9 protein-coding genes and 1 pseudogene are annotated in these 14,109 nt (G+C 50.1%); 9 read left to right on the top strand and 1 reads right to left on the bottom strand.

From position 1 onward, the window contains the following. Positions 1-189 precede the first annotated feature (189 nt). From L215_RS0108160 to L215_RS0108190, 7 genes are all read left to right on the top strand, one after another. Complete coding sequence (locus L215_RS0108160; RefSeq protein ID WP_025882932.1) at positions 190-1,149, top strand: FimB/Mfa2 family fimbrial subunit; 960 nt, start codon at positions 190-192, stop codon at positions 1,147-1,149. A 33-nt stretch (positions 1,150-1,182) separates the two neighbouring features. Beyond that, positions 1,183-2,406 (top strand): hypothetical protein, encoded by a 1,224-nt coding sequence (locus L215_RS0108165; RefSeq protein ID WP_025882933.1) that lies wholly within the window; start codon positions 1,183-1,185, stop codon positions 2,404-2,406. Positions 2,407-2,449: 43 nt separating this feature from the next. Then, the gene (locus L215_RS0108170; RefSeq protein ID WP_027451620.1) at positions 2,450-7,099 is read left to right on the top strand and encodes a hypothetical protein; all 4,650 of its coding nucleotides are present in this window, start codon (positions 2,450-2,452) and stop codon (positions 7,097-7,099) included. Between the two features lie 78 nt (positions 7,100-7,177). Further along, positions 7,178-7,348, top strand: coding sequence for a FeoB-associated Cys-rich membrane protein (locus L215_RS09980; protein WP_081780302.1), 171 nt, complete (start codon positions 7,178-7,180; stop codon positions 7,346-7,348). A 182-nt stretch (positions 7,349-7,530) separates the two neighbouring features. Further along, positions 7,531-8,778, top strand: a complete 1,248-nt coding sequence (locus L215_RS0108180; RefSeq protein ID WP_025882936.1) for an MFS transporter — start codon at positions 7,531-7,533, stop codon at positions 8,776-8,778. A 24-nt stretch (positions 8,779-8,802) separates the two neighbouring features. Beyond that, the gene (miaB, locus tag L215_RS0108185) at positions 8,803-10,155 is read left to right on the top strand and encodes a tRNA (N6-isopentenyl adenosine(37)-C2)-methylthiotransferase MiaB (RefSeq protein WP_025882937.1); all 1,353 of its coding nucleotides are present in this window, start codon (positions 8,803-8,805) and stop codon (positions 10,153-10,155) included. Positions 10,156-10,383: 228 nt separating this feature from the next. Next, the gene (locus L215_RS0108190; protein WP_007365969.1) at positions 10,384-10,548 is read left to right on the top strand and encodes a DUF362 domain-containing protein; all 165 of its coding nucleotides are present in this window, start codon (positions 10,384-10,386) and stop codon (positions 10,546-10,548) included. Positions 10,549-10,570: 22 nt separating this feature from the next. On the opposite strand, the gene L215_RS10155 is transcribed toward L215_RS0108190, so the two are convergent. After that, on the bottom strand, positions 10,571-10,753 hold the full coding sequence (locus L215_RS10155; RefSeq protein ID WP_154657870.1) for a hypothetical protein: 183 nt from the start codon (positions 10,751-10,753) through the stop codon (positions 10,571-10,573). A gap of 369 nt (positions 10,754-11,122) precedes the next feature. On the opposite strand from L215_RS10155, the pseudogene L215_RS10460 reads away from it, so the two are divergent. Both L215_RS10460 and L215_RS0108200 read left to right on the top strand, forming a co-directional pair. Next, positions 11,123-11,335: pseudogene (locus L215_RS10460) on the top strand (transposase); the annotation flags it as partial. A gap of 137 nt (positions 11,336-11,472) precedes the next feature. After that, on the top strand, positions 11,473-13,806 hold the full coding sequence (locus tag L215_RS0108200; protein ID WP_154657871.1) for a leucine-rich repeat domain-containing protein: 2,334 nt from the start codon (positions 11,473-11,475) through the stop codon (positions 13,804-13,806). Positions 13,807-14,109: the final 303 nt, after the last annotated feature.

A 14,109-nucleotide genomic window follows, 5' to 3' on the forward strand; every position in this document is an offset into this window, starting at 1 on the left:
CCCGCTAGACACTTCCGTGCGTCCCTACAAAGGGTTACACGTTTCTAATCTCTAATCTCTAACCTCTATTTCCGTGAGGAAATACCGATTATGTCAAAAGAAATACCGATTATGTCAAGCAGATCAAGGAAGAGTTCGCTACATTATACTTAACTTTGCACGAATGTCCTCAATTACTGCGTACACTTTATGAAGCGACACACTATACACTATATAATTCTGCTGCCTCTCCTCGTCTTATCACTCGTCAGTTGTGACAAGTTCGTATACGATCGAGGCGAGTGCCCTACGATACTGGTCTTCACACCCTATATGCAGACGCCCTGTATGTCTGACTCGGCTTACATAGGCAAGGCTGCAGAGCTACACTTAGTCATCAGTGACCCTACATCAGGAGAGATCATCGCCTATAAGCATCTAGAGTCTGTCGATCTGACGGCAGCCTCTAGCATAGAGATCCCCGTACCAAACGAGTGCGGCGAGACCTATCGATACACTATCTGGGTAGGAGCTACCCCCCAGCACTATACTATGAGTGAGCTAGAGCCAGCCTCGGGCAATAAGCACCCCGACTGCCGACTGGCACTCCGGCTCAACGAGCAAGACAAACACGAGGGTCTACTGCCCGAGCCACTCTACTTCGCTACAGACACCATCGTTTGCCCTATGCCTCGAGGGGGTGTAAGCACTAGAGTGCCCGTCGCGCCAAACCTCACGCGCTACAGCAACGACTTTGACATAAGCCTTACCGAGTTGCCTCGCAACGTGATCTATCCGCTCCATATAGAGATCGAGGATAACAACGCTGCTTACGACTTCATGGGTCAGCTGACCAATCCTACGAAGCATGTCATCTACCAGGCGCCACTACCCAACGAGGGTACGACGCGCAGCACGCGTCTGAGCACACTGCGACTGGATGATCCGAAGACCCTTCCTCAGCTGAGCCTCGTGCGCTCCGACACGGGTGCTAAGATCTTTACCTACGATCTCAAGAAGCTGCTCGCTAAGAAGCCTGACTACCGCCCCGAGTGCCAGTTTGAGTACGACGTAGAGATACGTCTCAAGACGCTTCCCGACAACACGCACTACGCTGTCGATATCTTTGTCGATGGCTGGATGGTACACTCCTACGAGATAGAACTTTAAGCATTTCCCCCTAATCAACGCTGTCACATCACTATGAATAGACTACGACATACCCATATATATACGCTCCTCCTCATCTTGGGGGCGCTCTTCACTTGCACCAGCTGTGTGCGGGACTACAATAGTCTTGAGGAGGATGAGACAGGTTATGTATCGATTCAGTTTGACTTACTTCATGCCCTGCACTCCAATAGTCTCAGAGCTGGAAACTCGACGGAGGAGCTAGATAACAAGCTCCAAGAGCTGCGTATGATCGTCTTCCCTGAGGGTGAGAATGCCTCGGTTATCAATCTCCTAGCAACCAACCAGCAACGAGAAAATAAGCGCATTATCTTCAAGCTTAGCAAGCTACAGAAGTATGACTTCTACTTCATCGCCAATGAGTCTGCTTCAGGGCAGAAGGGCTCTGACCTGGCATTCCTCGACAATCAGGAGGTGATACTGCGTAGTCAACTCGAAGGGATGAAGACGGTAAAAGCTCCCAACATTGTCTCCGAAGAGGAGTTGACTGGTGTCGGGGCTTCGATTATGATGACGGCACTCTATAAAGGGGTGCTCATCTCGGAGTCTCTGCAAGGAGATGGTACTCAGAGCTCTCCCTATATTATTGACCTGACTAAATTCAATAAAGAGCAGCGTCCCAATCTTACCGCCACAAATAGAGCTCCTGCCGAGCTGATGCGCTCCCTAGCCAAAGTGGAGCTAACACTTAAGGGGATCGTAGCTATCCGTACTAAGCCAGGCTCCACTGCCAGCAACCCTCAGTACAACTACTCTTGGGTACTCCCGTACGGCTACAAAGACAGTTCGAAGCTCCTTATCGAGATCCTCAATATGCCGAAGAGCTACACGCTCTTCCCGAGCAATCGGCTGACTGACATAGCGACGGTGGGTACACTGCCTCCTTATCAGTTTAGCTTCAGTAAAGGCCCCAATCCAGCATATATCGTTCCACCTACTATGACAGGCCCCTCTATCGGAGGTATCTATGTGGGCGACTACAAGATCACGCTCTATCTACCCGAGTATCTAGCCTCTTCACAACTCGCAGAGGCGCAGAGGCCCGCCATCAAGATCACCTATCAGGTGGCAGGCTCCGACGATAAGCTGAGCAAGATCTACCCCATTCAAAACGGCGCCCCCGCTTCTACCGACTACGAGACGGTGCTGGCTGGATTGACTGATCGACCCGATTGGTGCGTCTACCGCAATCGCTTCTACCAGATTCAGGTCAATATAGTGGGCAAGCAGTTCTAAGTCGCCCATATCTCTAACACCTATGTTCGCTTGTACTATGATTATGAATACCCCTTCACCACATAATATTACGCTCAGTGCTGTAGCTAGACGCTTTAGTCTAGTCTGGCTGATGCTCCTCTTGGGTACGCTCTCCATCTTTGCGCAGAGTGCCTCCGACTTTTCCGTTACGGTGGTCTCGACTCCGTCTACCTGCGTACAAAATGGTAAGGTCGAGATAAAGGTAAGCAAAGTCCCTGGGGCTCCGACCAACTATACTTACAAAGCTTACTACGATCTCCTCAATTCTAAGGAGACCTCGGTTACGACACCTCAAGGCTATGTTGCAAACAATGTTGTCGCGAACCTCTACCCAGGCACCTATACGGCTCTCGTACGGATCGAGGTCCAGGAGACAGGCCTTAAGATAGACTTGCCGCCTAAAAAGGCTACTATCACCTCCACCTACAAGAATCCAACCGTCAAGGTTCGTGAAGTGCGTAAGTCTCTCAACAACTATCGCCCCAATAGTAGTAGTGCGCCCGTTCCTACAGGCATCCTCTCCGTCACGGTGCTGGATGGCAATGGGCCCTATACGCTCACGATCGAAGCGGCACCGACAGCTTATAAAGGGAAGAAGGAGTTCTCCTTGGAGAAGGGTAAGGAGCTCTTCCTCTACGAGGTGCCCGCAGGCCAGTATCGTCTCAAGGTCTCTGACGCTTGTGGAGTCGCTCCTGTTCAGACGCTTGAGATGACGAACGTTCGTAGAGACCTGCCCAACGCCAATATAAACGATGAAAATATGCCATTCAGGAAATGGTTCATGGTGACGTCCGATATGCGTATGCGTCAGTGCGGATGGTTGAGACTTAACTATGAGAGTACGAAGAATAACACGAATGAGCCTGACTTAAGGCCTTATTTTGATCATAAAGACACCTTGGCACGTTACTATGAATATGCTTGGCAGACTTGGTCTGATTGGAATGCTAGTAAGCCGAGAGTGTATCATGAGTTCCAAAAGACAGCTCCTTTTGGCTCAACCAATTATGCCTCTGACGAAGAAGCTATTTACTATAAGCTTCCCGATGGAGTGACCTATAAGATGATGGGACAACAATCTAGTTTATATCATCCTCTAGCATTCATTCGTGTTAAGGGCTCTTCAGAGGAACTACCTAGAGGATATTCTGCAACTAATTATGACTGGAATTCGCTTGACGTTGATTATGAGAGAAACAATTCAGACCCTTGTAGTCCTACTTATGTGCTTCAAGTAAAACCTCGTAGGGATCATGATGTACTCTTATGTCTTCCCATCACCGTTCGTGTAGTCTCTAAGACAAATCCTAATGATAAGCAAGAGATCACGCTGACCGAAGATGCTTCTTCCTATACCGATTTTCCTAAACCGCTAAAGTATAGCGAGAACTATACACTGACTACGATCGCTGGCAATGGACAGACCAAGACAGAAGAGGTAAAAGCTGAGACATACAGCTATTATCTTGATGTGTCTAGAACAAACGATAAGTGTACAGGGGAGGAAAAATATCGACTCTACATATATAGGTCTAAGGATCGCATTTCATTCGCAGGATATACGATTCGATTTGTGTCTGCGCCAGCAGGGTTTAAACCCGTAGAGGGTGCCCTGGCCGTTGGGGAGACGTACAAAATTCCTGAAAACATGAAGGGTGATTATGCTTATCCATTCTCACCCAAAGCGAGGATAAATAGCAGCCTCTACTACGATGTGCCTGAGGGAGAGTATCGTTTTGTGCTTACGGATCCTTGTGGCAAGAGTTATAATCTTAACCAGACTATAACTCCGAATAAAATACACTATGTCGGAGATATAAGTCGCTTAAAGCCACGCACTGTCAAAGTAGATTGTGGTCGTGTACGTATCTATCCATTTGCAGGTGGATCGGAGGGCATACTTACCCTCAATGGAGTTCCCGATCAGCCTTACTTTAGGATCACAAAACTCCCAAAGGGCGTTTCATATAGTGATATTAGATCCAACATTTCAAATGACGATCTCTATTGGAATAGATTTAAGATACTTACCTCTTCCTACAAAGATATAGCTGATCCGAAGTCGATCTATATAGACTTCCCCGCTACGGATGGAAGTGTGGAACTCGAAATGTACTACTTTGAACCTAGTTCTTGGAGTCAATACGAGCAATGTTTTACATTGCCCTGTCTACCAACGACGCAGCTGTCGCTAGAAAATCCTCCTCTGACGTATGATCGAGACTCCTATATCGGTTATAGCTGTCCGTCTCGCACTTCAGGCTTGTTGCATATCGTCCCAGTAAACTGCGTAGGAAATGCGACCATCAAGATCTACGATACTGAGACCGGAGAGCTGAAGTATACGTTTAACAACGTGGATAAGACTGCGGGAATCACCCAAGAGCTCAAGGGTACTACCGAGAACCCTGTTCCATCGAGTTACCGCGTTAAGATTACCGATCAGCAGTGTGACAATACCTCAGAGGAGGTTATCGCCATATACTCTCTAGCATCGCCATCAGCCATACGCTCTAAGGAGCAACAGCGTAAGTTCTGCGTAGGCGATCGGATAGAGCTAGAGGTCATCAACTTAGGCGATAAAGTTTACACCTGGACCTTGCCTAATGGTGAGCAGAGGACTGGTCGTAAGCTCGTCATAGATCAGGCTGAGCTAGGGCATACTGGTACGTATACAGTCTCGGTATCAACGGTCGTGTGTGATGGCAAAGCAACTGTAATAGAGCTTACTACAGATATCTCTGTCTCTCCTCGCGAGCTCTGGTGGAGACAAGATGCTAAGGATCAGAACTGGAACAATCCTAACAACTGGTCTCAAGCTGATGGCACACCCATCCAGGCTGTTCCCACCGCCTGTACTGACGTTCATATCCCAGCACAGGTAGACAAGGGTTACCCCGACCTATCAGCTCAGGGCACTATTAGAGATGTCTTTGGTGATCCTGTATGTAGTGATATCTACTTCCACTATGGAGCACAGCTAGGTAGTCCTCAGCTACTCACCTATGAGCGAGCTTTCGTTGACTACAACTTTGGTAAGATGAATAATGGTGGCACGACCGTAGCGCATCAACAAACCGGTCATACGACTGCCGATAGCAAGCTCCTGGCTCGTGATCGCTGGTACATGGTAGCCACCCCGCTAAACAATATGGTCTCTGGAGACTTCTCTCTAGCAGGCTACCCGAAGACCTATCAGCGTTACTTTGTCGCATCACAGAGTCCTAATAGTGCTACGGATGTAGCTTTTACACGTCCCTTCGATACTATGACGCAGACCTTTGCTCCCACTGCATATTACCATGGATTCGCACTCAAGGTTGCTGGCTGGGAGTCTGGACGTAAGGGCTATGACGATCATAAGTATCTGAATCAGATCAATGGTATCATACGCGTCCCCTTCTTCGCAGACGCTAGTCGTGCTGCCGCTTATCCGCTGCACAGCTACGATGCGGCGACAGGTCGTAGCACCTTCCGTTACTACAACGAGGAGACGCTTGCTCCACTAGCTTATACAGAGCGGGCCAATCGAGGCAAGGGAGTCTATCCCTACCGCTTCGTATATGAGCGCTACAATGCAGCGAAGCCTACATCCAGCCAGATTGCCACGATCACTGATGGTGGCGTGACGATGCAGGGATATGCGTTGCCAATCAGTGGCGTCGCTGCTGGATCTTACTTTATGGTAGGTAATCCCTTTATGACGCCCATAGACTTTGACAAGCTTTGGGAGTTCAATAAGGATGTCATCTATCCTTACTACTACGTATTTGAGGATAATCAGTGGCGGGTCTATAGCCTCGAGGCTTCTATCGCCTCGACCCGCGGTAAGGCGATAGCCCCACTGCAGGCCGTCCTACTACGCAGCAAGTCTGGTAGCTCATCACAGCTACGCTTCCCCACTTCAGGAGACAAGTCCGTACTACTCGCTTCGTGGAGTCTTGGTCGTGGAGATCTAGTCTCCGTACAGAGTGCAGAGATGCCTCACAAGAGTACCACGCTGCCTATACACTTACAGATGGGACATGGTGGCGATGCGCCACTAGCCTCAGCCTATGTCATGTGGGATGCCGAGGGCGACAATGTCCCAGCACTAGGCAATAATGAGTATAGTGAGTCTCCTCTTGTGTACGTTGTCGACGCAGACTGCGGTGAGGGTGAGATGGTTCTCTATCCCAAGAGAGAGACCGGACGACTAGATGTCGGTGTACGCGCTAGTTACGCATCTGAGATGGTTCTAGACTTCAGTGATATGGACAGGAGCCTCTACGAGTATATGACACTGACCGACCGCAAGAGTGGTCGTGAGCAAGACCTCTTGCGTCAGCCTCAGTACCGCTTCGTGCACGAGCTGGGCGTCGCCGATCCTCGCTTCAGCTTGCAGCTCAAGCGCTATGGCGTACCCACGGCTGTAGAGGAGCCTGCTCATGCAGTTGTCACGCCAGAGATCTCTATCCACGCGGTCGAGGAGAGCTGTCTAGTCCAGGCCAATCAGCCTATTGCGCTCATCGAGGTGTACGATCTCTCAGGGCAGCAAGTCTACCGCTATGCCTCAGCGGCCAATGCGCAGACCCTCGAGCATGCGATCTCACTACGTGAGTTGCCGCGCTCTATGGTGGTCAAGGTGTATCTGGAGAATGGATTTATGGATATCCGTAAAGTCCAGTTCTAGCCGACTGAGACCTCAATAGGTGCCAGCCTCAAACGGTTTCATTACACTCCGATAGCAGTTATAGAGCTAGAAAAGTCTATGGATCTACAGACCATCGTCGTATTACTCATACTGCTTGTCGCGCTACTCTACATCATTCGTAGCGTGTGGCGACTGATACGCCGACCGCGAGGAGCCTCAGGCTGCGCTGGTTGCTCTGCCTGCGATCACAAGCCGATAGCGAAGTCGAAAGGCAAGTCGCAAGACTAGCAGAGAGTGTAAGCTCTCGTTAAAGCGAGACGAGTATACTCGTCAAGGTTGTTACACGTCATAACTCGTGAGCCTTGTGAAGTGTATAGCTGGTATGGGATTATAGTCGTAACTTTAACCTCACGATGTAATCAGACAGCCTAGCAGGTCAACTACTAGACTGAACTCTAGTAGCATAAGCAGTGGCAAGGCAACAAAGAAAGATAGGCTTACGGAATAGCTCTCCTGCGCTGACGATCGTGCTCCTCTTTGGTGTGATCAGCATGCTGGGAGATCTCGTGCATGAGTCCGCTCGCAGTGTCAACGGGCAGTACCTCAGCTTGGTGGGGCTCTCGGCAACGCAGGTGGGGCTAGTCTTCGGGTTGGGCGAATTCCTCGGCTATGCGCTACGCTTGCTCTCAGGTGCCTGGCTGGACAAGAGCAAGCGCTACTGGCTCTTCCTCTTTGTGGGCTATGGGGTGCATCTAGTGATCCCGTTGATGGGCTTGACCACTTCGTGGGGGTGGCTCTACACCTTTATCCTACTCGAGCGAATAGGCAAAGCTTTGCGCAGCCCAGCTAAAGACACGATTCTCTCAGCCGTCGCAGAGAATCAGATCGGCCTCGGGTACGCTTTCGGAATTCAGGAGGCGCTCGATCAGTTGGGCGCATTCCTAGGTCCCTTGATCTTTACCGCACTCTTTTACTTCATGGGGCGCAGTGGCCTAGAGGTCTTTCAGCTAGGCTATCAGATGCTGGTCATCCCCTTTATCATCTTGATGGTGTTCCTCGCCTTAGTGCATCGCAAGTTCGTACGAGAGGCGCTCACCCCGCAGGTGAATGCCTCCGAAAAGCCTCCGCGCCTACAACCGATCTTCTGGATCTACTCGGCATTTACCTTTTTCGTTGCTTTCGGACTGATCAACTTCAGCTTGATAGGCTATCATCTTAAGACGCAGCAGATCGTCTCTGATGAGATGGTGCCGATCCTCTATGCTGTCGCCATGGCGGTGGATGCCCTCGTCGCGATCTTCATCGGGAAGGGTTACGATCGTCTGAAGCGCAAGCTGGGGCACAAGACGGGGGGTGTGCTAATTCTGCTCATTGTCCCTATCTTGACAGCCTTTGTGCCACTGCTAACCCTGTCTCACTCTATGGGGATGCTCTGGGCTGGCATGGCACTGATGGGGGTCGTGCTGGGAGCGCACGAGACGGTTATGAGATCTGCCATTGCCGACATCACACCATTCAGCAAGCGTGGCATAGGGTTCGGTATCTTTAACACGATCTACGGTCTGTCGCTACTCCTTGGCTCCTTCCTCATGGGATGGCTCTACGATTTAGAGCAGCAACCGATCATCGTCGCTATGACAATCGGCTCTGAGGGTGTAGCGGTCGCTCTATACGTCGTCCTTTACAAGCGGATCCAGAGGGAGCGCCTCAACAACTAGTCTTTTCGTACCTTTGCGCTTACTATGACCGAGAGAGTAGAGCAAGAAAGCAAGCGGGTCTACATCGAGACCTATGGCTGTCAGATGAATGTGGCTGACAGCGAGATCATAGCTGCACAGATGCAACTGGCGGGCTACCAGCTCACCGATCAGATCGACGAGGCGGACGCTGTCCTCATCAATACCTGCTCGGTGCGGGACAATGCGGAGCTACGTATCATACGTCGTCTGGACAATCTCAACGGTCAGCGCAGACGCTCGGGGCATCCGCAGATCGTCGGTGTGCTCGGTTGCATGGCGGAGCGTGTGCAGGAGACCCTCATACAGGATCATGGGGTGGATCTGGTGGCAGGTCCTGACGCTTATACGGACCTCCCTAACCTGATAGCGGCAGCCGAGGCAGGCGAGCCAGCTATTAGCATTGAGCTCTCCAAGAGTGAGACCTACAGTGATGTGATCCCCGTGCGACTTCCAGGGCTGCACATCAGTGGCTTCGTATCGATCATGCGTGGATGCGACAACTTCTGCACCTACTGCATCGTCCCCTACACACGAGGTCGTGAGCGTAGCCGTGACCCAGAGAGCATCACTCGTGAGGTGCAGCGCATGGCGCAGGAGGGCTACCGTGAGGTGACCCTCTTAGGGCAAAATGTCAACTCCTACTGCTGGCATACTGAGACGGGCGCTAGCTACACTTTCGCCGATCTGCTACGAAGCGTCGCTGAAGCGGTGCCGACGATGCGCATTCGCTTTACCTCGCCTCACCCCAAAGATATGAAGGACGAGACGCTCGAGGTGATGAGCCGTTACCATAATATCTGTAATCATATCCACTTCCCCCTGCAGAGTGGCAGCAATCGTATCCTAGAGCGCATGCGTCGTCGCTATACGCGTGAGTGGTACCTAGAGCGTGTGGAGCGCATCCGTGACTATATGCCTGACTGCGGGCTGAGTACCGACGTCTTCTGCGGCTTCTCGGGTGAAACGGAGGAGGACTTTCAGGAGACGCTGGAGGTGATGAGGCTGGCACGGCTGGACAGCGCCTTCATGTTTAAGTACTCCGAGCGTCCCGGCACCTACGCTTCGCATCATCTCGTCGACGATGTGCCTGAGGAGGTCAAGGTGGAGCGACTCAATCGTATGATCGCTCTGCAAAACGAGCTGAGCCTCGAGAGCAACGAGCGTGACGTGGGCAAGAGCTTTGAGGTGCTCATCGAGGGTTACAGCAAGCGCTCGCACGATGACTTCTTCGGGCGCACCCAGCAAAACAAAGTGATCGTCTTCCCCAAGGGCAATAATCAGATCGGCAAGCTGGTCACCGTACGTGTGGAGCGGGTCACCTCGGCAACGATGATCGGCAGCGAGGTGAAATCCTAGGGATAGCCCCAGAGTTTATCCCAATAAGCAGGTATCAGCGAGCTACTTCGCTACCTACTTCTGCTCCTTACGAAGAAAAAAACACCATTCCAATACCTAGAAGTAGGTATTCTCAGAAGTTTGTTGTATCTTTGCACTACCAAAGCATGAGAGACACCCCATTTAGTCTCTCCAAGCTGTGGTAATATCATAGATAATCTTAATACTCAACTTAAAACCAATAGAATTATGGCACACGTAATCACTGACAGCTGTGTAGCTTGTGGCACTTGCATCGATGAGTGCCCCGTAGGCGCAATCTCTGAGGGCGATATCTACTCTATCGACGCTGATACTTGCATCGATTGTGGCGCATGCGCTGCTGCTTGCCCATCAGGCGCTATCGAGGGTTAAGACACACACGGAGGTGTCGCCTCTAGGGCTTCGCTACCTCCACACCCTCTAGCATGTAGCCATCGCACACGGTCGCTACACACTTAAACAAGACAGAAGCCGTCCCCCATCTGAGTGCTATGCACTTGGGTGGGGGACGGTCCGTATGGGCGGTAGACATCATCACGCACCCGACCTCCTCACCCTCTCCGATTCTCCTTTTCACAGCGTGCTACCCCTTCCATCTAGGGGCCCGACTAGCAAATCTAAAGCTTGCGACCAGGGGTGACACATTGTAAAAATGAGCTCGTCTGATTTCCTACCTAGGAATTTCCAAAATCCCTACCTAGAAATTTGCCCAATAAGTACCTAGGAAATAAAAAATACTTCGGAGGAATCAAATGAAACTTCGGAGGAATCAAAAAATAAGTCCGAAGAATTTTTTATTTCCTAGGTAGGAATTGGGGCAATTCCTAGGTACCTATTTGGCAAATTCCTAGGTAGGAATTCAATGCTTCGGGAGGAAGGTGTAATCGGTGAGGTCCCGCAGCCCCTCTGTAATGATGCTCGAGCCCTCTGTAGCGGCAGACGAACTGCACATCCCTATCAATCCTGGGATAAGCCTCATATTGAGTACCTAAACAAACTGCTACGCCAGTTTATTCCTAAGTCCTCTACTTTCGAAGACTTAACTGACGCAGACCTTAGACGCTTTCAGAACCTACTAAACAATAGACCTCGTAAAAACCTAAACTATAAGACACCCAATGAAGTCATCAAAAACATCATTCTTGAGAAATTGCATTAGCGGGTGGAATGTACGAGCTTTGACAAAGTTGTGAGAGACGATGAAGTTTGCAAAAAAACAGTACCTTCGCCATAGGGAATTATTGACTACGACAGAAGATGTAGCCATACTCTTGTATAAACCAAACCTTTACATTTATGAAACGACCTATAGTTACCACCTGCTTGTCACTACTTGTGGCGCTTCTTATCCCGAGTCTATCTATGGCTCAGGAGTACATCACGCTGATGCTCGGCGAGGATGCAACGAATGAATTGATACATCTTACTATCGAGGCAAATGGCCCATGGACCATCGAAGGCGTCAAAGAGGAGGCTGTCCAGACGAGCGCTAAGAACTACTACACCCCTACATCTCGTGAGATTACGATACGAGGCGAGATCACGACTCTAGACTGCTCTGAGGACCAGCTGGTCGGACTTGACCTAACGCACGCTAAGAGTCTTAAGAAGCTCTGGTGCTTCAAGAACAAGATTACGACTCTAGATGTCTCAACGCACCCAGATCTCCTATGGCTCAACTGCTATGAAAATAGTCTCCAGACACTCACGCTAGGAGGTAATGACCGACTACAAAGACTTTACTGTTATGAGAACGAGCTGACCTTTCTAGATCTCTCTAAAGCAAAGAACCTGCGCAAGGTGTCATGCGCCAAGAATCAGCTCTCCGCTATTGACATCAGCACGCTCAGTCAGCTCAACGACTTCTCCTGTGCCAATAATAAGATACAGACGCTGGATCTAAGTAAATCGACAGCGCTCTCTTCATTATGGTGTAATGGGAACAAGATCTCTTCGCTAGACCTAACGAACCTCTCGGGACTCTCGGTACTGGACTGTAGTGATAATCAGATTACCACACTAGACCTCTCGTATACCCCAGAGCTACTACTCCTGTGGTGTGCCGGCAATCAGCTAGAGTCTCTACAGCCGGCTCCTACTTCGAAGGTGACCAACCTAGACTGCTCTCGCAATAAACTCGCCACACTTGACCTGTCGTCAAACACGGCTTTGTGGGTTTTAAAATGTTCTGGTAATAAGCTTCGCACACTAGATCTATCCCAGCACATGAAGCTCACCGATGTTTTGGCCGAGGACAATGAGCTGACACAGCTTACAGTGTCTCCCTCGGCGACCAAGCTTAGCAAAGTAAATTGCTACCACAACAATTTGCAGGGGACTGCTCTTGCAGATCTGCTGACAGCCTTGCCGACACACTCTTCACAAACTAAGGCTGAAATCACCCTCCTAGATACTCAAAGTCCTCAAGAGCGAAACGAGCATCTCTCAAAGGAGCAAATTGCAGATCTCCAGGCAAAAGGTTGGCGTCCGCTAGATTATAATAATGGTAATCCTATAGACCTCGTTCCGCAGGAGGAGCCTTACATGACGCTCCATACAGCTCTACCCATAGGCGACCCGATTACTATACAAGCGACTAGTAGTAACGGTGTGGAGCCTCGCATTGAGGGGCTGACGGTAGACACTCAGGGGAAGACTTTCGTTGCCAGCCAGGAGATTACAATCAGAGGAGATCTAGCCTCCCTCTCAGCTCCAGCCATCAAGATGACTGCTATAGACCTGTCTCGTCAACCCAATCTTAAGACCCTGTCTCTCGCTTCTAATCAGCTTACGAAGATAGATCTATCTCACAATGGGAAACTGAAATCTCTAGACCTGTCTGGAAATCAACTCAGCTCTATCATATGCGGTGTCCATCTAGATCTTAAGGAGTTGAACCTAGCTGACAATCGACTGGCAAACGTTGATCTCTCTACGCTGTTCACACTTCGAGAGCTCACACTCTCTGGGAATCCTGTTACGACGATTAACCTAGAGGAGAACAGAGCCTTAGAGACGCTACTTTGTGCTCGAACGAATCTAACAAGCATCGACCTATCTCACAACACAAAGCTACAGGTGCTAGACCTCTCAGCAAATGCACTCCAAGCCCTCTCTCTCCAAGGACTAAAGGATCTACAAGAGGTGCGCATCTACCAAAACAATATAGCTCTAGAGGCGATGAAGCAACTCCTCACGGATCTCCCTGTACGACCACAAGAGGGTTGTATCATAGATGCAGGACATATTACTGTTATAGACTCTGAGTCCACACGCGAGAAGAATCAATTTGCTAATGACTTTCTTGAGATTATCCGTCCTAAGTATTGGCAGGCTCTTGACTTTAAGGGTGGGATAAATGATGGTCGTGGAGAAGTCATTTTGAGCAATGAGCATATCGGCGCTCGGGAGCTTGTGACTATTGAGCTCGTGGAGGGGCAGGTCCAGATAACTGGCACGACACCACACACGCTCATTCGCCTACTCTCCATCTCGGGGGAGGAGATTATCTCCACCACCTCTGGTTCCGATGGTATGGCTACAATTGCTACGGCATCCCTAGAGCGTGGATCCTACATCCTCCTCGTCGGTGATGCGTGCTATAAGCTCTATGTGCCGATGTCTATATAGGAGGCTTAAGATCCTTGGATCTCAACTCCTTTTGTCTTAGCTCCACGAGGGGATAAACGGGGTGTACCGTAGAGAGGGGATACAGCATCTCTCTGTGGTACACCCTGTGCGATAGAGGTGCTCGCAGTTAGGCCAATCACTCTCTGGAGGTGCTGAGAGCATGTGCGACCAGACGTGACACGCTGTGCCTATAAACACCAATATCCACGAAGGCGTTTTCCAACAGCTCCGTAGGAAATGAACATGCTCCACCGAGGAACGGAAAAACTCTTCGGAGGAATCAAATGAAACTTCGGAGGAATC

This window comes from Porphyromonas uenonis DSM 23387 = JCM 13868 (assembly GCF_000482365.1).
GTDB classification, from domain to species: Bacteria; Bacteroidota; Bacteroidia; order Bacteroidales; family Porphyromonadaceae; genus Porphyromonas; species Porphyromonas uenonis.

Bases quoted from the DNA above. Each gene is read 5' to 3' on its own strand.
- L215_RS0108170 (WP_027451620.1), top strand. From the start codon at position 2,450: ATGAATACCCCTTCACCACATAATATTACGCTCAGTGCTGTAGCTAGA.
- miaB (WP_025882937.1), top strand. From the start codon at position 8,803: ATGACCGAGAGAGTAGAGCAAGAAAGCAAGCGGGTCTACATCGAGACC.
- L215_RS0108165 (WP_025882933.1), top strand. From the start codon at position 1,183: ATGAATAGACTACGACATACCCATATATATACGCTCCTCCTCATCTTG.
- L215_RS0108190 (WP_007365969.1), top strand. From the start codon at position 10,384: ATGGCACACGTAATCACTGACAGCTGTGTAGCTTGTGGCACTTGCATC.
- L215_RS0108160 (WP_025882932.1), top strand. From the start codon at position 190: ATGAAGCGACACACTATACACTATATAATTCTGCTGCCTCTCCTCGTC.
- L215_RS09980 (WP_081780302.1), top strand. From the start codon at position 7,178: ATGGATCTACAGACCATCGTCGTATTACTCATACTGCTTGTCGCGCTA.
- L215_RS0108200 (WP_154657871.1), top strand. From the start codon at position 11,473: ATGAAACGACCTATAGTTACCACCTGCTTGTCACTACTTGTGGCGCTT.